Source organism: Altererythrobacter sp. Root672 (assembly GCF_001427865.1).
Lineage (GTDB): Bacteria > Pseudomonadota > Alphaproteobacteria > Sphingomonadales > Sphingomonadaceae > Croceibacterium_A.
In genome coordinates, this window is record NZ_LMHH01000003.1 from 128,280 (window position 1) to 146,803 (window position 18,524).

The following is an 18,524-nucleotide window of genomic DNA, read 5'->3' on the forward strand; positions in this document are numbered from 1 at the left end:
GCTCGGAGAGGATTTAGCCGGGATTAGCGGCCAGCCATTCCCCGACCTGGGTGCGCATCTTCGGCTCGCTTTTGAGGCGCTGCTTGAGCGAGGCGATCACGGTCTGCACCGGACGCCGCTCGTCCGCCGGGACGGACTCGCTGAAACGCTCCAGCTTGCCGACCATCGCCGGGTCGCGAGAGGTATTGGCGAGGCCGGCGATGTAAGTGGGGCGTCCGCCTGAATCGAGAATCGCGTCCACGCCCGCGCGGTTGGCGAGGGCGAAGTCGAACGCGAGGTCGGGGTGCTGTTCGGAGACTGCGGCGATGATGGTTGCGCTCGAGGTGCCGGCCTTGCCGGTTAGAGCGAAGTCGAGCGCGCGCTGGGCCAGAGCCTTGTCGCTGACCGCGCCGAGCAGGCGATAGTAAGCCTGGCGCTCGACCGCTGACGGGGCATTGGCGGCGAGCTTCGATAGCTCGTCCCATTCCTCCGCGGTCGCGTTGCGGGCGGCGATTGCCAGCCATGTGGTCTTGAGCGGCCCATCGAGTGCGCGGGGATTGTCTGCCAGCAGGGCGAGCCTGCGGCGGCCTTCCGCGACCACCGTCGGATCGTTCATGTTGCCGAGCGTGTTCAGCAGTTGGACGCGCAGTTGCGTATCCGCCAGTGACTCTTGGGGCATCGCGTCAAAGCCGAGCTGCTCAAGCCGCGGAAGCCAGATGTCGCGTGCGGCCTTGGCGACGGCGGGCTGGTCCGCTTCGGAGGCCACGCGATGGATTGCGCCCCAGCGAGCGACGACGCCCTCGGCCACCACCGGATTGGCATCGCCCGGCACCGCCGCGAGCATGTCGAGCCCGAGCGAAAGCGGCTGGTAGCCTGCTTCCGCCAGCGCGATGCTGTCGCGTACCAAGCCGAGCTGATCGATCGGATCGAGCGTCGGCATCGCCTTGACTAGCTGGGCGGACATTGCAGGCGAATAGAGCGTGCGGAAGTAGCCGAGTTGGCCGCCGTTCACGACCACGGCCCCGCAACCGGGCAATTCGAGGGCCGCGCTGCCTTCGAGCAGCACCCGCTTCGGATCGGCGCCTTGGGCCTGGATCAGCAGGGGCACGCGCCAGTGCTGAGGCTTGGCGGCGACCTCGTCCTTGCGGTCGCGGCTGAATTCGCTCTGGGTCAGGGTCAGATGCGTCACGCCTTCGCGGCATTCGGCTTCGGCCTTGACCAGCGGAATGCCCGGCTGGAGCGTGAAGTCGCGAGCAACCGCGACGAGGTTTGCCGCGCCCGCTTCCTCGACCGCGCGCCACAAGTCCTCGCTGGTGGTGTTCCCGTAGCGGTGGCGCTGGATGTAGGTGCGGATGCCTTCGCGCCAGACGTCTTCGCCGGCGTAAGCTTCCAGCATCGAAATGACCGCTTCGCCCTTCGAATAGGAGATCGCGTCGAACGCCTGGTTGGTTTCGGAGACGGTGCGGATCGGCTGGATCACCGGGTGGGTGGTGGCGAAGCCGTCATAGCCCATGGCTGTCTCGCGGCCGGTGACGCGAGTGATCAGCGGGTACCAGTCGGGGTTGAACTTGGCCGCCGCCTTGGTCTCCATCCAGCTGGCGAAACCTTCGTTGAGCCAGAGGTCGTCCCACCAGGCCATGGTCACGATGTCGCCAAACCATTGGTGGGCGATCTCGTGCGCGCCGGCGGTGTAGATGTAGTTGCGGGTAGCCGGGCTGGTGATGGTCGGATCGTCGAGCAGGTACTTCTCGAACGTGAGGATCGCGCCCCAGTTCTCCATCGCGCCGAAGAACTGCGATTCACCCGGGGCGGCGATGTTGTCGAGCTTGGGCAGCGGATAGGGCACGCCAAAGTAGTCGGTATAATACTCGATCAGCGGCGCCATCAGGTCGAGCGAATAGCGCGCCTGCTCGCCGCTGCCGGTGGGGCTGACGATGCCGAGATCCACGCCGCCCGGGCCCTTGGTGGACAGCCGCTCGAAGTCGCCGAGCGCGAAGAACAGCAGGTAGGACGACATCTTCGGGCTGGTAGCGAAGGTCACCAGCTTGCGCCCGTCGGGCAGCTTCTTTTCGCTGGCGATCGGCATGTTGCCGATGGCCATCTGGCCGGCGGGGACCGTGGCCGAGAGGTTGAAGGTGGCCTTGTAGCTGGGCTCGTCGAACATCGGCGCGAACCGGCGGGCGTCGGGGGCTTCGAACTGGGTGAACAGGCCGCGCACCGTCTCTCCGGTGCGCTTGTCGGGGTAGTCGAGCGCGAACAGGCCCATTGCCTGGGTGTTGATCTTGCCGGTGTATTCGATGTGCACGCGGTAGGTGCCGGGTGCGATCGGCGTGGGCGCGGCGAGCTTTACGGTCTGGGCTTCGGTATCGGTCGTGGGCGTCAGAGTGACGCGGCCGGTGCCGTCGGCGCGGGTGAGTTCGGCGCGGCCGATCTCCAGTTCGAGCGCGTGCAGCGTCAGGGCGTCGACCTGGGTGAAAACCTCGAGCTCGATCTCCTGGGTGCCGGTGAAGGTGAGCTTCTGCGCGTCCGGTTCGATATGGATCGAGTAGTGGATCGGTCGGGCCGAGCGCGGCAGATCGCTCGGCACTGAATCCGGCAGCGGGGCGAGCGTGACCGGTTGGGCGAGCGCAACCGGCGCGGAGGCTAGGGTGCTACCGGCAAGAAAAAATGCGGCCAGGGCTTTGACAGCAGAGGCACTAGCGGTGGTGCGCTTCAAGGAAGGGGCTCCGAAAATCTCCGAAGTAAGCGGCCCTAGCAGCGGGCGCCGGCCAGCGCCACGCCGCTAGTCGAGCGGTAGGCGTAATTCGGCGATCAGGCCGGCGGGCTTGCCGACTGCGGCGTTGCGGTTGCGCAGTGAAATCGTGCCGCCGTGCTGCTCGGCGATCGCGCGGGCCAGCGTCAGGCCAAGGCCAGCACCGCCGGTTTCGCGATTGCGCGAGGATTCTCCGCGGGCGAAGGGTTCCATCAGGCGGGCGATGTCGCCTTCGGGGATGCCGGGACCGTCATCCTCGATGGTGATCACCGCCTCGTTGCCTTGGCGGACGAGCGAGACGCGGGCGCGTTCGCCGTAACGGAGCGCATTGCCGATGAGGTTGCGCATGGCGCGGCGCAGCCAGGTGGCACGCAAGGCCATGGCTACGCGTTGGGTGGCGCCCAGCTCGACCGGCTCGCCCATGTCCTCGTATTCTTCGACCACTGAAGCGAGCAGCGCCGAAAGGTCTGTCCGTTCCAGCGGGTCGCTCGGCCGTCCGACGCGGGCCAACGAGAGAATGTCGTCGAGCGAGCGGGACAGATCCTCGATGCTGGCGGCCATCTTGGCCCGTTCGGTATCGTCCTCGACTGACTCGATGCGGACCCGTAGCGCCGCCAGCGGCGTCTTCAGGTCGTGCCCGATGGCGCCGAGCATCACGTCCTTTTCGTTGAGCAGCGCGGCGATGCGCGATTCCATCAGGTTGAGCGCCATGATCAGGCGACGCGTGTCGTCCGGACCGGTGGGTTCGATCTGCCCGTCGATCTCGCGCGTGGCGGCGAAGTGTTCGACACGGCGGGTCAGCGCGGCGAGCGGGCGGGTGATCCGCCGCAGCAGCAGCGCCAGGCCGCCGACCAGCACGACGTAGAGCAGCAGCGTCTGCCCGATCAGCGCGCCCAACTGGTCGGGCTCACGCTCGGAAATCGCCCAGCGCGCCACGGTCCATTCGGTCTCTCCCTGGCGCTGCAGGCCGGCGACGAGCATTCGGCCATTGGCCCAGTCGGATCGTTCGGACCGTTCGGTCCGTTCGCGGCCCCGCGATTGGGCCATGACGTAATCATCGTTGGCCACTCGGCGAGTAACGACCATCAGCTTTGCCGGGTCGATGCCCTGGTCGACCAGGATCGTGCGGAGCAGCGCCTCCCTTTCGGAATCGCGCACTTCGCCCGCTTTCAACGGATCTTGAGACGTTCTCTCGACACGCAACCGTTGCCAGCGCCCTCGCTTGGCCTTGTCAGGCCCATGCGAGTTCGGGCGGAAATCGAAGCGCGGTTCGGTGACGAGCTGGAAGGCGAGGCCGTTCGCTGCGATCATCTCGCGGCGCTGTTCGGCGGCGCGGTATTGCAGCACGGCGGAGATCGCCTGCGCCACCAGCAGCGCGAGGGCCACGGACAGCAACATCTGCCCCAGCAGGCTTTTCGGCAGGAATTTTCGCAAGTTCTTAATCTCTAATCACGTTCTGGGGCGAGGCGGCGCACGTCGGCGGCGAGGCGGTAGCCGCCGCCCCACACGGTCTGGATCAGCTTGGGATCGCGGCTGTCTTCCTCGATCTTGCGGCGCAGGCGGCTGACCTGGTTATCGACGGCGCGGTCGAACAGATGCGCCTCGCGGCCCTGCACCATGTCGAGCAGCCGGTCGCGGTCGAGCACCTGGCGCGGGTGGTTGAGGAAGGCGACGAGCAGGCGGAACTCGGCCGATGACAGGGGCACGACGATGCCCTGCGGATCGGACAGCCGGCGCTTGAGCGGGTCGAGCTTCCAGTTCTCGAACTCGTACGGCGCGTCTTCTTCGGGCGTGAGTGTGGGGCGCGTCGCGCGCCGCAGGACCGAGCGGATGCGGGCTACGAGTTCGCGCGGTTCGAACGGCTTTACGACGTAGTCGTCGGCGCCGATCTCCAGCCCGACGATGCGATCGGTTGCCTCGCTCCTGGCGGTGAGCATGATGACCGGCAGGTTCTTGGTCTCGGTAAGGTGCCGGCACAGAGACAGGCCGTCTTCGCCCGGCATCATGATGTCGAGCAGGACCAGGTCCGGAGTGTCCGAAAGCAGGGCCGAGCGCGCGCGGGCAGCGTCTTCGGCCTGTGACACGACAAACCCCTGGCGAGTCAGGTACTCGGCCAGGGGCTCACGTAGGGTCGGCTCGTCATCGACCAGCAACAGCCGCACGGGGGTGGCGGTCGCTTGGGCCGCGGAAGTAGCGCTATTGCTGTTCATCCGGCCTCGGGCGGGCGGCGGTGGTCACGGTGATTGCCACGATTGCCGCGCTGGGCACGGCGTTCTTCGCGGCTGAGGGTGCCGTCCTTGTTGGCATCGGCGCTGTCGAAGCGAGTCAGCGCGGCCGAGGCGAACTCAGCCTGGGTCACTGCGCCGTCGCCGTTGGTGTCGGCGTTACGAGCGAGGCCAAAGCCCATCGGTCCAGGGCCACCAGGTCCGCGGCGGCCCATACGGGGTCCGGGGCGCTGGTCAGGCTCGGCCTTGGCTTGGCGTGCTTCGCGACGCTCACCGCCCCGCGCGGCAAATTCCTCAGGGCTGATGGCGCCGTCTTGATTGGTGTCGATGCGGTCGAACGCGGACTTCTCGCGTGCTTCACGATCGGCCTGGTTGAGGACGCCGTCCTTGTTCGCGTCCATGCGGGCGAAGGCTTCGTTGGTCCGCTGTTCGACATCGGTGCGGGTCATCGGCGGGCGCGGCTCGCGACCGGAGCGTTCCTGGGGCGCTTCCTGCGCGAATGCGGCGCTGCCGGCAGCCAGGGCTGCGATCGCGGCAAGCGATAGGGTGAGCGTCTTGCGCATCAAGCATACTCCCATTTTGGTCTGATTGAGCAACGGGGCGCCGACCTGAAGGGAAGCAGAGGACTCGGCGCCCCGCTGCCCATGAAACCTCTTGTACGCACGCTATGTCGCATGGATTTGCCGGGAGAGGCAAAAATTGTCGCAATTTGTCGCGCGAGAGGGGTGGCGTTCACTTGCCGGCAAGCCCCTGCCGCGGGTTTCAGCGTGGACGCCCCTGGGTGCCGACACCGGGCGTTACGAACAACCCGGTCGCTTCGCCTTGAACGTCGGCGGTGTGCCATACGCCTGGCGGATTGATCGCGTATTCGCCCGGAGAGAGCGTGGTTCGTACATGCTCGCCGTCGATTTCCTGGATCAGGGTGATGCGGCCTTCGGTGCAGATCACCACTTCGGCGCCCGCCGGGTGCATTTCCCATCCGGCCCAGTCCTCGGTGAAGCGGAAGCACGAAACGAGCCGCCCATCGGTACCGTCGTCGGCATGGCGCGCGCCGTAGTCCATGTACCATTGCATCGCCCGCTCATCGCGGGGAAACTCCGGCTGCGGCACTGCGGAGCCGCCGTTGCCGAGGTGGATCGGGTAGGATTGAATGTTCGCTCCAGCCATCGCCAGGACCTCCTCAGCCGCTGAAGACGTAGGCGACCAGCTTGTTGCCCTCCGGATCGCGGAAATAGGCGCCGTAGAACTGCTCCCCACGCGGTCCGGGAGGACCTTCGTCCTTGCCGCCGTTGGCGAGGGCGAAGTCGTAGATCTGGTGGACCTGCTCCTCTCGCTCCGCCGGGAAGCCGAACATCGAACCATTGCCGACCGTCGCGGGCTCACCGTCGTAGGGCGTGATGACGCTCATCATCGCGCCTTTTTCCGGAGTGCCCCAGGCGACAGTCCGCTCCGTCGAGAATAATTGCCCATGACCGAGAATCTTCGCGATCTCGCCATAGAAGGCGGCCGAACGCGCCAGATCGTTGGTGCCCACAGTTACATAACCGATCATGACCGCACTCTCCCCTTTGCGACTCGACTCGATGAGAACATTAGTAGAACAAATCCAACATTACAAGCAGGTGCGCGCTTTTCGGATGCTACTGCCTCCGCGCGGCATCGTGATAAACTGAGTTCCGGTCGCGCCTGCCGACTGCGATCACGCTAACGACGAGTTCGGTGTCTCTCACCTCGTAGACCAGACGATAACCGACCGATCGCAGCTTGATCTTGTATCTGTTGGCGGATCCCCGCAGCTTGGCCGACGGCACGTGGGGGTTTTCCAGCCTCTCCGCCAATTTCTTCTTGAATTGGCTACGTACGGTGGCGCCGAGCCCGTCCCATTCCTTCTTGGCCTCCACCCGAAAGCGGAGGCTATAGGTCATCCAGCGACACCACGATCTCAGGACTCCCCGCCCGCGCGTTGGCGATAGCGTTGAGTTCGGCGTCCTCGATCAGGTTCAGCATCGCCTCGAACTCTTCCGCCGGCACACAATAGAACGCGGGCTCATTGCGATTGAGGATCGCAACGGCGCCGCCATTTCCAGCCGCCATGGTGCCCATAGGGTTGCGTTTGAGTTCGGTGACACTCGCTGTCACGCCGGCGAAGATGGAATGAGGCATTTCGCCCTCCGAAGGATGCTTTAGAGGGCTTTAAATAGCACTACTAAAGGCACCCTTCAAGGTGCCGCCCCACCTTACAAGGGGCTGCACGCCTCCTCCAGCCAGGCCAAGGCGTCGCCTTCAAGCTGCGGCGCGAGGACTTCACGCACTCGCGCATGGTACGTGTTCCACCACGCCAGCTCGGCCGGCGACAGCAGCGAACGGTCGACCAGCGCCTTGTCGATCGGCGCCAGCGTTAGCGTTTCGAACCCGAGCCAATCGCCTTCGCTCCCGGCGATCTTGCGCGGTTCGACAAGCACGAGGTTCTCGATGCGGATGCCGTACTCGCCGGTCTTGTAGTAGCCGGGCTCGTTCGAGAGGATCATGCCCGCGAGCAGTTCCTGGTCGGTCCCGGCCTGCCCTCCGCGGGCCTTGGCGATGCGCTGCGGGCCTTCGTGAACCGCGAGGAAGCTGCCCACGCCGTGGCCGGTGCCGTGGGCGTAATCGAGCCCGGCGTCCCACAGGAACTGGCGAGCGAGGGTGTCGAGCTGCGAACCGGCGGTCCCAACCGGGAAGGTCTGCGTGGCGAGGCGGATGTGGCCCTTGAGCACGCGGGTGTTGCGGTCGCGGACTTCCGCCGGAGCCTCGCCCGGGCCGATCCATACGGTGCGGGTGATGTCGGTCGTGCCGTCGGGGTACTGTCCGCCGGAATCGACCAGGTAGACGCTGCCGGGCTCGAGCTTGCGGTTCGTTTCCTCGCTTACGCGATAGTGCACCACCGCACCGTTGGGGCCGGCGCCGGAGATGGTGTCGAACGACAGGTCGCGCAGGTCGCCGGTGTCCTTGCGGAACGCCTGCAGGCGATCGGCGGCGGAAAGTTCGTCGACCGTACCCTTGGGCCCTTCGACCGAGAGCCAGTGAAGGAACCGTGCGACCGCTGCACCGTCGCGCGCCTGGGCCGCGCGGTGTCCCGATTGCTCGGCCTGGTTCTTGATCGCTTTGGGCAGGACTACGGGATCGGTCAGCGGAACGGCCATCGCCCCGGCGCTGTCGAGCGCGGCGAAGATCGCCGCCACCGCGCGGTCAGGATCGGCCGCGACACGCTTGCCAGAGAGTTCGCCGAGCGCCGCGGTGAAATCGCCGCGCGGCCTTACCCTCACCGCGTTCCCGAGCTTGGCGGAGACTTCCGCGGGGACCTTGCCCGGCTCGATGAACCAGTCCGCCGTGCCATCGGCATGAGCAATGACGTAGGATAACGCGACGGGGGTGCGCTCAACGTCGGCGCCGCGGATGTTCAGCAGCCAGGCGACCGAATCGAGCGACGAGATCACCGCCGCGTCGAGCTTCTTGGCCTTGAGCCATTCGGCCACTTCGGAGCGCTTGTCCGCGCTCGAACGTCCCGCCAGCGCTTCGTCCTGGATGAAGGCCTCAGCGGCGGAGGGCGTGGGCTGGTCCTGCCATACGGCGTCGATCGGATTGGCCTCGACAGCGACCAACTCCGCTCCAACATTCTCCAGCGCCGCCGCTGCCGCCTTCGCCCAGCCGCGCGTGTGCAGCCACGGGTCGAAGCCGATCTTTGCACCCTTGCCGGCGTTGGCCGCGAGCCACTCCGCAAGGCTGTCCTGAGGGACCGACTTGTATTCGTAGAGCCGCCCATCGACCTGGTCGCGCACCTGCAGGGTGTAGCGCCCATCGACGAACATCGCCGCCTTGTTCTTGAGCACCGCCGCAGTGCCCGCAGAGCCGCCGAATCCGGTCAGCCACGCGAGCCGCTGGGCGTAGGAACCGACATATTCGCTGAGGTGCTCGTCCGAGATCGGAATCACGAACCCGTCGATTCCCTGCTTTTCGAGTTGCTTCCTCAGCGCGTCGAGACGGGCTTCGTGGGTTTGCATCAGCATTGTTGCGGTCCTTTCGAGTCCTACATAGATGCACGCCATGAATGATGCCACTCCGGCGCGGCCTCCTGTCGCGGTTCGCAAGCCTTCCAGCGTGACTCACCACGGGATCACGGTTTCCGACGATTACGCCTGGCTGCGCGATCCCGGCTATCCCGAAGTGAACGACAAGGAAGTGCTCGAACACCTCGCGGCGGAGAACGCCTGGTTCGAAGCGCGCATGGCCTCGCACCAGGGCACGATCGACGCGTTGTTCAAGGAAATGCGCGGGCGGATCAAGGAAGCCGACAAGTCGGTGCCGCAGAAGGACGGCGATTTCCTCTACTGGATCGAGTTCGAAGAAGGCGCCGAGTACAAGAAGTGGTGGCGCCGCCCGGTGGGCGCTGCAGATGACGGCAGCGCCGACGAGCTGATCCTCGACGAAACGGCGCTGGCGGAGGGCAAGGAGTACTTCCGCCTCGGTGCGATCTCGACCACCAAGGACGGGCGCCTGCTGGCTTATTCGGTGGACGACAACGGCTCGGAGCGCTTCACCGCGCGGATCAAGGATATCGCCAGCGGAGTGCATCTGCCCGACGAGATCCCCGGCACGCTGTCCGCGCTGATCTGGGTCGCGAACGACAAGGGGCTGATCTACTCGCTCGCCAACGAGCAGTGGCGGACCGACAACGCCCGGCTGCACTGGCTGGGCCAACCGGTTGCCGAGGACATCGAGCTTTACCACGAGGACGACGAGGGCTTCCGCGTCTCGGCCTCGCTTTCGGCCAACGAGCAGTGGATCATCATCTCTGCCGGCGATCACGAGACGAGCGAGGTCCGACTGGTCCCCGCGGCCGATCCCCTGGCCGAACAGATCCTGGTGCGTCCGCGCGAGAAGGGCCTCGAATACGACGTCGACGAGCGCGAAGGCACGTTGTTCATCCACGCCAACGACACGCACGAGAACTTCCGCATTGCCACTGCCGCGATCGAGCGGCCGGGCGAGTGGACGACACTGATCGAGGGGTCGGACGAATTCTACCTGACCGGGTTCGAGCTGTTCCGCGATTTCTACATCGTCGAAGGTCGGCTGGGCGGTCTCGATCGGCTGGAGATCCGTTACTACGACGACCTGGCCCGCATCGAACCGATCGAGTTTCCCGAGGCGAGCTACACTGCTGGGACCGGCAACAATCCCGAGTACGAACAGACGGTGATCCGGGTCTCCTACGAGAGCATGATCAGCCCCTCGAGCACGTACGATTTCCACGTCGCCGAGCGGCGGCTGGAACTGCTCAAGGTGCAGGAAATCCCCTCGGGCTACGACCGCTCGCTCTACACCACCGCGCGGCTCGAGATCGCCGCGCGCGACGGGACGGCGATCCCGGTCAGCGTGATGTACCGCAAAGACCGCGTCGGGGCAGGGCCGCTGCATCTCTACGGCTACGGTGCCTATGGCATCGCCATCCCGCCAGGCTTCTCGACCACTCGGCTGAGCCTGGTCGACCGCGGCTTTGCCTATGCCATCGCCCACATCCGCGGCGGGGACGACCTCGGCCGGCGCTGGTACAAGGCGGGCAAGCTCGAAAGCCGGGTCAACACCTTCACTGACTTCGTCGACGTGGCGAAAGGCTTGGTCGAGCTTGGCCTGACTAAGGTTGGAAAGATCAGCATCTCGGGTGGATCGGCCGGCGGCGAGCTCATGGGCGCGGTGATCAATTCAGACCCCGCGTTGTGGGGCGCCGTCGTCGCGCATGTGCCGTTCGTCGACGTCCTCGCGACCATGCTCGACGCCTCGCTGCCGCTGACCCCTGGCGAATGGCCGGAATGGGGGAACCCGATCGAGGACCGCGCGGCGTTCGAGCTGATCCAGTCCTACTCGCCCTACGACAACGTGAAGGCGCAGGCCTATCCGCCGCTGCTGGTCACGGCCGGGCTCAACGATCCGCGCGTGACTTACTGGGAACCCGCCAAGTGGGTCGCCCGCCTGCGCGAGTTGAAGACCGACGGAAACGAGCTGCTGCTCAAGACCAACATGGGCGCCGGCCACGGCGGCAAGTCCGGGCGGTTCGAGAGCCTGAAGGAAACCGCCGAGGAGTTCGCCTTCATCCTGTGGCAGATGGGGATCAAGGCTTGAGCAATCGCTTCGCCATGACCTTCACCGCGCTCGCCGAACACATCGACGAGAACGGGCACGTCAACAACACCGTCTGGGTGCGTTGGATGGAGGACTTGGCGACGGCCCACTGGATGCGCGACGCCGATCCTGCGCATGCCGCTGCCTATGCCTGGGTCGTGACGCGGCATGAGATCGACTACCGCGGCAACATCGAACTTGGCGAGAGCGTCGAGGGTGTGACGGAGATCCTCGATCAACCGACCGGTGCGCGGTTCGACCGCCACTTCACTTTCACCGACGCGAAGGGCAAGGCGCTGGTCCGGGCCAAGACCACTTGGGCCATGATCGACCGAGAGACCGGGCGGTTGCAGCGGGTCCCGACTGAAGTTTCGGCGCCGTTCCTCGGGCCCGAGCCTTAGTCGGCATCATCGGCTCGCTACAACGTCAGACCCCAACCTACGAAAGCAAGCTCAACCTGTTCAGGGGCTGGTAGGCGAATCGTCACCATCGTCGAGGATGAGAATAAGCAAGATGACGGCAACGACGGCGCCGCCGACGATCCAGATTGTGGAATCTCCCCCAACTGCTTCGCTATCAGCGCTAACTGGCGAGGCTAAGCGAGCCGGCGCAGCTTGGGCTGTTGTGCCAACCAGCAGCGACAGAGCCAGGGTGGAGGTAATGAGAGCTCGACGGATCATGGCCACGTTCCTAACTAAAAAAGTTGGGCATTTGGCAGGCCGCTGTCCCAGTGGAGCAAGACGGCGACAGGCTTGCTGCCCGTGATTCGTCTGCAGGTTAGCTAGTTCGTTGACAATTAGGGCAAACCCGAAATCGGCCGGAGAGATTCCCCATTCGCTCTAGTTTGCCATCCTGCCCACGATCGTTGGCAGCGACGGTGGCGAAGGCAAAGTAGAAGGTCAGGAAACCCAGGATCGCTCGCCCAAAGGCCCCAGCGGACTAGGGCTCCGACAACTCCTCGCGCGCGCGGCGCTCTCGCCCGCGCACGCCTTGAAGCCGGCCGACCCCAGGCACCGGCATATCGGGTCGCCAGAAGTAGACGCTGCGCAAGTAGCCTATGTCGAACGGCGTCAGTTCGGCCGGCCCATCGCCCACATCTTCCTCGAACAATGCCAGGATCGTCGCCATCGGCTGGTCACCGTTTGTCGGGCGGGTATGGCTGAGCCCGCGCATGGTCGCATAGTCGGCCAGCTGGGTTGCGGTCATTCCCACCACCGCCTCCCGGTCGAACACAACCAGGGCGAAGTTGATGTCGTTGCGCGTGGGCAGGAGCAGGTCGGTGCTCCCTCGTACGCTCGGTCGTTGCGGCTTGCCGCGCCAGTAGGACAGCGGCGCGCCATTGCGCCATTTGGTCTCGACCACGTTCCATACCCGCACCGGCGCTTCTGCGGCGAGCAGCTCGGTCTGTTCGGATTTCTCGACCAGATTGAACATCCGCGGGTGATTTTCGGCGAGATCGCTGAGGAGCTCCTGTCCGTTGTCGACGAAGGTGACGAGAATGTTGGTCGAGCACCGTGCCCGGCCCAGCCGCAAGTTCAGCCGGGCCGCGTTGGCGCGGATGCGTTCGATGATCTCGTCGGCCAACTCGGGCTTGAGGCCCTGCACGGCTGGGCAGATCGGTGTGGTGATCCGCGCCAGGGCTTCCTCGTAGAGACGGCCGGTGTCGACGCGGCTCACGTCGAGCGCCTGTTGGTACACCTCGTCGCGTGTCGGAGGGGCCACCTTGCCGGTAACGATGATGCTGTTCTCGCTCTCGGCAGGATCGGGGGCCGGTTCGCTCGACGGAGCGGCCGGCGTGTCTTCCGGGGCGGGCTCGGTGGCGTGCGCGGATGTCGCGATCAGGATCGCGAGTGTTAGCGTGGCAGCGCGCCAGACAGAGAGCATTCCTGGCCCCTCTCAGGTGGGGCCGGCAGGCTGACCTAGATTTCCCGTGCGATCAACCAGGAATGATGAAGGCCTAGGCCAGCGCCTGCTCTACCGGGAGCAATTCATAACCCAGCTCTTCCGCCACCGCCGGATAGGTCACTCGTCCGGCATGGACGTTGAGCCCCTCCGCGAGATGGGGGTCGCGGCGCATCGCTTCTTTCCAACCGAGGTCGGCGATCTTCAGCGCCCGCGGCAGAGTGACGTTGTTCAGCGCATAAGTGCTGGTGCGGGCAACCGCGCCGGGCATGTTGGCGACGCAATAATGGACGATGCCGTCGACCACGAAAGTCGGATTGTCGTGCGTCGTAGGATGGCTGGTCTCGAAACAGCCGCCTTGGTCGATCGCCACGTCGACCAGCACCGCGCCGACCTTCATGCACTGGAGCATGTCGCGGGTGACCAGCTTCGGGGCGGCAGCTCCCGGCACCAGCACCGCGCCGATGACCAGGTCTGCGCTGCAGATGGCGTCGGCGATGTTGGCCTGGTTGGAAAAGCGCGTCTTGGCGCGGCTTTCGAAGTGGATACCGAGCTTTTCCAAGGTGTCGGGATTGTTGTCGAGCACCGTGACATCTGCCCCGAGGCCGACGGCCATTTGCGCGGCATTGAAGCCGACCACGCCGCCGCCAATCACGATCACCACGCCAGGCATGACGCCGGGGACCCCGCCCAGCAGTACGCCCCGGCCGCCGTTTTCCTTCTCGAGCGCAGTGGCGCCGGCCTGAATGCTCATGCGCCCTGCGACCTGGCTCATCGGCTTGAGCAGCGGCAGGGTGCCGCCGGGGCCGGTCACGGTCTCGTAGGCAATCGCCGTCACCCCGGACTTGACGAGATCGGCGGTCTGCTCGGGATCGGGCGCAAGGTGGAGGTAGGTGTAGAGGATCTGGCCTTCGCGCAATTGGGTGCGCTCTTCGGGTTGGGGTTCCTTGACCTTCACGACCATTTCGCAATCGGCGAAGATCGGCGCGGGCCTCTCGAGTACTTTGGCGCCGGCATCACGATACTGGCCATCGTCGGCCCCGATGCCGAGCCCCGCCCCGCTCTCGACCCAGACCTCATGCCCGTGGCGGACAAGCTCCTTGGCGCTTTCCGGCGTGAGGCCCACGCGGTACTCGCGGTTCTTGATCTCTCGCGGGCAGCCGATCAGCATGAGCATTCTCCTTGAGGGCTTTCGTAAGTGAGCCGCTGTCGGGGCGCAATCAAGGGCTTGGAGATGAACGGGTGAACGGGAAGGGACTTGCACGGACGGGATGCGCCTTGCTCATTGGCGTGGCCATCGCCTTTCCGCTGGGCTTCATGCTCGGCGGACGGAACACTTCCTCCGAAGTATTGCCCCGCCAATCGTCGCAAACGGCGACGAGGCGCGAGATCTTTTCGCCCAAAATTCTCAGCGATCCGTATTTTCTCGAACAACAACGCCGGAACGTAGAGGCACTGGAAGACGTTTGCAGGCGGACGGGACAGTCCTGTCGCGAAGCGAGGGAAGCGCGGCATTGGCTTGAGAAATTACCCATTAAGGAATAGCCTGCGACATGCCTGGCTCGCGCGTCGCATGACGCAGTCACTTGATTTTTGGCTTTGCGAGTGCTTTGTGGGTGCAATATGGTGAAAATAAATCAGTACTTTAGCACGGTTCGCACCGGGATCTGGCGGGCCGTGCTGCCGATGGCATTGGCGGCGTCATTCTCGCTGCCGGCACACGCGGAGGGGGCTGGTTCACTCCAGCTGCACTCGCTGATCGTCGAACAGGCCAAGGGCGACATGCTCGCCTTCTATACTCACCGCGATGGGCAGGTGTGGATAAAGAACGGTCAGCTTGACCCGGCGGCGCATGCGTTGCTGAAACTCGTCCAGACAGCTGAATTCGACGGGCTCGACCCGGCGACGCTGGGGGCGACAGAGCTGGCAAATGCCATTGCCCTGGCAGAGCAGAACGCGTCGCCAACGAACCTCGCAGCGGCCGAGCTGTTGCTCTCGCGCACGCTGGCTACTTACGCGGCTGCGATCAGTAACACTGGAAACAATTCCATGTTTTACGAGCACGACGTGCTGAAGCCGGTCGAACCGGCCGCGCACACGGTGCTCGACGCGGCCGCGGCCGCGCCGTCGCTCACGGACTACGTGTCGCATATTCAGTGGATGCACCCGCTTTACGGCGAACTGCGCCAGAAGCTGATGGTCCAACCCGATGCGGCGTCGATGATGCTGCCGGCGACGGCCAGCCTCAACCGAGTGCGTGCCCTCCCGGCTCCGCCCTGGTCGCGCCACGTCGTGATCGACATCGCTAGCGCCAGGCTGTTCATGTACGAAGGCGGCCAGGTGGTTGATTCCATGAAGGTCGTGGTCGGCAAGGTCGATACCCAGACGCCGATCATGGCGGGCTATATCCGTTACGCCACGCTCAATCCGTACTGGAACGTGCCCGGCAACCTGGTGCAGAAGACGATTTCGAAGAACGTACTCGCCCAGGGTATCACCTATCTGCGGACACGGGGTTACGAGGTCATTTCGGAGTATGGCCCAAATGCCCAGGTGCTCGATCCCAACTCCGTCAACTGGCAGGCGATCCGCGACGGATCTGTCGAACAACCTGTTCGCCAGAAGCCCAGCGCCGCCAACGCGATGGGCAAGGTGAAGTACGAGTTCCCCAACCCGATGGGTATCTATCTGCATGATACGCCCGACAAGAAGTTGATGCTTGAGAGCGCACGCCAGTTCAGCAATGGCTGCGTCCGACTGGAAGACGCGGCAAGGTTCGGCCGCTGGTTGTTCCAGGGCTCAATGCCGACCGTCGGGGCGTCTCCCGAGCAGCGGGTCGACCTGGCCGAGCCGGTACCGATCTACATCACTTACCTGACTGTACAGCCGAGTGGCGGTGGACTGGCCGTCGGTCCCGATCCTTATGCGCGCGACCGGACTGATCTGCCCGCGCTCGCTCGCCTGCCCTAATGACCTCCGTCCGCAAGTTGTTGCAGCAATGCAACAGCAACCTACGTATGATGTAAAACTAATCTTCCTCAGGAACACAGCGCGGGCCTGTGAGTCGTGAGGAAGACTGTCGCCGACGCGTGGACGGGTGTGGGATCCGTCGGGGCGACAGATGATTTGAAGGGGAATCCAATGCGAAAGATTGCATTAGGCCTCGCAACTGCCGCGGTCGCTCTGTCGACTCCGGCGTTAGCGCGCGAAAATGCGGTTTACGCCGGTGTTGAATTCGGTGGCATGATTACGAACGACCTCAAGATCGACGTAGACGGTCTAGACGACGCAATCATCCTCGACACTGACTTCGGCTATGACGGCGATGTCATCATCGGCTACGACTTCGGCGGGTTCAGGCTCGAAGGCGAAGCGGCTTACAAAAAGGCCCGGATTGATGAACTGAGCTCCCAGGTGCTGCTGCCTGGTAACGGTGCCATTGTTACCACCACGGTCCCGGCCGGCGGTGGCAGCGCCAGCGCTCTCAGCTTCATGGTCAACGGCATGCTCGACTTCGGCGACGATGATGGCCTTTCGGGCTTCGTCGGCGGCGGTGTGGGCTGGGCCGAAGTCGGTCTGAACAATGCTCGACTCTATGACAACGTGCCGCCGTTCCTTGACGACAAGGATTCCGGCTTCGCGTGGCAGGTCATCGCGGGTGTACGTCAGGCGATCAGCGACAGTGTCGATGTGACCCTGAAGTATCGTTACTTCAACGCCGGTGGTGTTGATCTCGACGATGGCACCCGTCTGGGTGAGACTTCGTTCAGCTCGCACAGCTTGCTTGGTGGCGTGGTGTTCAACTTCGGTGGTGCGGCTCCGCCGCCGCCGCCTCCCCCGCCGCCTCCGCCGCCTCCGCCTCCGCCGCCTCCTCCGCCGCCTCCGCCGCCGCAGACCAAGACCTGCCCGAACGGTCAGGTGGTCCCGGTTACGGCAGCGTGCCCGGCTCCGCCGCCTCCGCCGGTGGCTCCGGTGGGCGAACGCGGCTAACGCCAGGTTCGGACCTGAAAGAAGGGTGGCACGCAACAGCGTGCCACCCTTTTTTTTTGTGCGCTTGAGCCGTCTGTCGGTGGTTCTTGAGATCCTCCCCGAGCTTGCTCGGGGAGGGGGACCATCCGCGCAGCGGATGGTGGAGGGGCTCTCGCGCTCTTCCGCTTGCGCCTCCGTCACGCGCTTTCAGCGCGCGCCACCTCCCCGAGACAAGCTCGGGGAGGATCTAACTTGCCGGGGCTGCTGCCGTCCCGGCTCAGCTTCGCTTGAACAACCCCAGGTCGATCGAATCCCCGACCGCCTTCAGCCCAGCGTCGCTGCCGTGCAGGTGGTCGCCCATGTGATAGCCGTCGCGCATCTGCCGCGGATCGGCAGGGTCGGCAAAGGCGGTATCAAGGCGCACAGTGCCGTCGAAGGTACCGCTGTTGAGGATCCAGTCGTTGATCTTCTGGCGCGCCGCCTCGCCTTCCTCCGACCAGTAGCTGGCCCCCTTGTACGGGCCGATCGGCGAACCGATCACCTTGATCCCCTTGGCATGGGCACGAGCGACGATCTGCTTGTAGCCGGCGATCATTTCCTCGACATTGAACTGCGGCTGGTCGAGGCCCGGCAGCTGCGGACCACCGGCGCGAACGCCGAAGCGGTTGCCGATGTCGTTCACCCCTTCGAACACGATGATGTATTTCACGTTCGGCAGGCTCAACACGTCCTCATCGAAGCGCGACAGGGCGCTTTCGCCCATGCCAGGGCTTAGGATCCGGTTGCCGCTGATCGCCTGGTTGGCGACGGCCCATTCCTTGCCCGCGTCCTGCAGGCGGTTGGCGAGGATGTCGGGCCAGCGGCGATTGGCACCTGGGGTCGAGCCGACGCCGTCGGTGATCGAATCCCCATAGGCCACGATCGTGCCCAGGGCGTCGGGCGAGTCCACTTCGATGCCTGACAGGAACGCGCGGAACTGCTTGCGGTCGACCGGTTCAAACGGTTTGCCAACGAAGTTGCCCGGCGGCGACACCGCCAGCTCGTCCGTACCGGTGAGGTGGCAAGTGCAAGGCCCGGTAGCCTTGGGCAGGTAGATCTCCACCTTCATCCGAGCGAGGTCGGGCACGTTGACCTCGACCGCATCGCTCACGAACGGCGCACCGCGCGGGATCACCGCCGATGCGTCGCCGCCAAAGGTCAGAGTGCGCGCCGTGCCGGGCACTTCCTTGCCCGCATCGTCGATCTGCACGATGCGCGCCGCGCCGATCTCCAGCGGGACCGTGCCGTAGCGGTTGGAAAACCTCACCCGCAGCTTCTTGCCGCCTTCGCTGAGCCGCAGGATCTGAGTCAGCGTGGCATTCTCGTAGGAAGCGGCCGCGAACGGCCCTTCGGTGCCCAGCGGCGCGTGCGGGGCGGCAGTCCAGCTCGCCACCCACTCGGCCTGAGCCGGCGTAGCGAGCAGCACCGCAGCGGCGCCAGCGAGCCAGTATGTTGCAGACTTCATTCTTGTCCCTCCCAAGACTTCTGTTGGAGCCTTCGCG

The 18,524-nt window shown here is 64.9% G+C and carries 17 protein-coding genes; 5 read left to right on the forward strand and 12 right to left on the reverse strand.

What is annotated here, in order from left to right:
• Positions 1-13 precede the first annotated feature (13 nt).
• The 9 genes from ASD76_RS14685 to ASD76_RS14725 form a co-directional block, all read right to left on the reverse strand.
• Positions 14-2,695: a M1 family metallopeptidase gene (locus ASD76_RS14685; RefSeq protein WP_235506776.1), complete on the reverse strand. Its 2,682-nt coding sequence runs from the start codon at positions 2,693-2,695 to the stop codon at positions 14-16.
• A 66-nt stretch (positions 2,696-2,761) separates the two neighbouring features.
• Positions 2,762-4,129: an ATP-binding protein gene (locus ASD76_RS14690; RefSeq protein ID WP_055924692.1), complete on the reverse strand. Its 1,368-nt coding sequence runs from the start codon at positions 4,127-4,129 to the stop codon at positions 2,762-2,764.
• A gap of 47 nt (positions 4,130-4,176) precedes the next feature.
• Complete coding sequence (locus tag ASD76_RS14695) at positions 4,177-4,941, reverse strand: response regulator (protein ID WP_055924695.1); 765 nt, start codon at positions 4,939-4,941, stop codon at positions 4,177-4,179.
• Entirely contained in the window at positions 4,938-5,519 is a 582-nt protein-coding gene (locus ASD76_RS14700; RefSeq protein WP_055924698.1) for an EF-hand domain-containing protein, read from the reverse strand. Before ASD76_RS14700 ends, ASD76_RS14695 begins: the two co-directional genes overlap by 4 nt.
• A 199-nt stretch (positions 5,520-5,718) precedes the next feature.
• Entirely contained in the window at positions 5,719-6,123 is a 405-nt protein-coding gene (locus tag ASD76_RS14705; RefSeq protein ID WP_055924701.1) for a cupin domain-containing protein, read from the reverse strand.
• A gap of 13 nt (positions 6,124-6,136) precedes the next feature.
• Entirely contained in the window at positions 6,137-6,508 is a 372-nt protein-coding gene (locus tag ASD76_RS14710) for a VOC family protein (RefSeq protein WP_055924704.1), read from the reverse strand.
• Positions 6,509-6,596: 88 nt separating this feature from the next.
• Positions 6,597-6,881, reverse strand: a complete 285-nt coding sequence (locus ASD76_RS14715; RefSeq protein WP_055924707.1) for a type II toxin-antitoxin system RelE family toxin — start codon at positions 6,879-6,881, stop codon at positions 6,597-6,599.
• Positions 6,871-7,119: a type II toxin-antitoxin system Phd/YefM family antitoxin gene (locus tag ASD76_RS14720; RefSeq protein WP_055924709.1), complete on the reverse strand. Its 249-nt coding sequence runs from the start codon at positions 7,117-7,119 to the stop codon at positions 6,871-6,873. The genes ASD76_RS14715 and ASD76_RS14720 overlap by 11 nt, the downstream gene beginning before the upstream one ends.
• 74 nt (positions 7,120-7,193) lie before the next feature.
• Complete coding sequence (locus tag ASD76_RS14725; protein ID WP_055924712.1) at positions 7,194-8,999, reverse strand: aminopeptidase P family protein; 1,806 nt, start codon at positions 8,997-8,999, stop codon at positions 7,194-7,196.
• A gap of 28 nt (positions 9,000-9,027) precedes the next feature.
• Here ASD76_RS14725 and ASD76_RS14730 point away from each other — a divergent pair, with 28 nt between their 5' ends.
• Together ASD76_RS14730 and ASD76_RS14735 are read left to right on the forward strand one after the other, a co-directional pair.
• The gene (locus ASD76_RS14730) at positions 9,028-11,112 is read left to right on the forward strand and encodes a S9 family peptidase (RefSeq protein WP_055924715.1); all 2,085 of its coding nucleotides are present in this window, start codon (positions 9,028-9,030) and stop codon (positions 11,110-11,112) included.
• The gene (locus ASD76_RS14735) at positions 11,109-11,513 is read left to right on the forward strand and encodes an acyl-CoA thioesterase (RefSeq protein WP_055924718.1); all 405 of its coding nucleotides are present in this window, start codon (positions 11,109-11,111) and stop codon (positions 11,511-11,513) included. The genes ASD76_RS14730 and ASD76_RS14735 overlap by 4 nt, the downstream gene beginning before the upstream one ends.
• A 538-nt stretch (positions 11,514-12,051) precedes the next feature.
• Here the strand turns inward: ASD76_RS14735 and ASD76_RS14740 are convergent.
• Complete coding sequence (locus ASD76_RS14740) at positions 12,052-12,996, reverse strand: hypothetical protein (protein ID WP_055924721.1); 945 nt, start codon at positions 12,994-12,996, stop codon at positions 12,052-12,054.
• Positions 12,997-13,069: 73 nt separating this feature from the next.
• Positions 13,070-14,185, reverse strand: coding sequence for an alanine dehydrogenase (ald, locus tag ASD76_RS14745; RefSeq protein WP_055924724.1), 1,116 nt, complete (start codon positions 14,183-14,185; stop codon positions 13,070-13,072).
• A gap of 119 nt (positions 14,186-14,304) precedes the next feature.
• Between ald and ASD76_RS18370 the strand changes: the two genes are divergently transcribed.
• From ASD76_RS18370 to ASD76_RS14755, 3 genes are all read left to right on the forward strand, one after another.
• Positions 14,305-14,559 (forward strand): hypothetical protein, encoded by a 255-nt coding sequence (locus tag ASD76_RS18370; protein WP_156457750.1) that lies wholly within the window; start codon positions 14,305-14,307, stop codon positions 14,557-14,559.
• Between the two features lie 78 nt (positions 14,560-14,637).
• Positions 14,638-15,984 (forward strand): L,D-transpeptidase family protein, encoded by a 1,347-nt coding sequence (locus tag ASD76_RS14750; protein ID WP_055924727.1) that lies wholly within the window; start codon positions 14,638-14,640, stop codon positions 15,982-15,984.
• Between the two features lie 171 nt (positions 15,985-16,155).
• Positions 16,156-17,004 (forward strand): outer membrane protein, encoded by an 849-nt coding sequence (locus tag ASD76_RS14755; protein WP_055924730.1) that lies wholly within the window; start codon positions 16,156-16,158, stop codon positions 17,002-17,004.
• Between the two features lie 256 nt (positions 17,005-17,260).
• On the opposite strand, the gene ASD76_RS14760 is transcribed toward ASD76_RS14755, so the two are convergent.
• Positions 17,261-18,487: an SGNH/GDSL hydrolase family protein gene (locus ASD76_RS14760; protein WP_055924732.1), complete on the reverse strand. Its 1,227-nt coding sequence runs from the start codon at positions 18,485-18,487 to the stop codon at positions 17,261-17,263.
• Between the last annotated feature and the right edge of the window lie 37 nt (positions 18,488-18,524).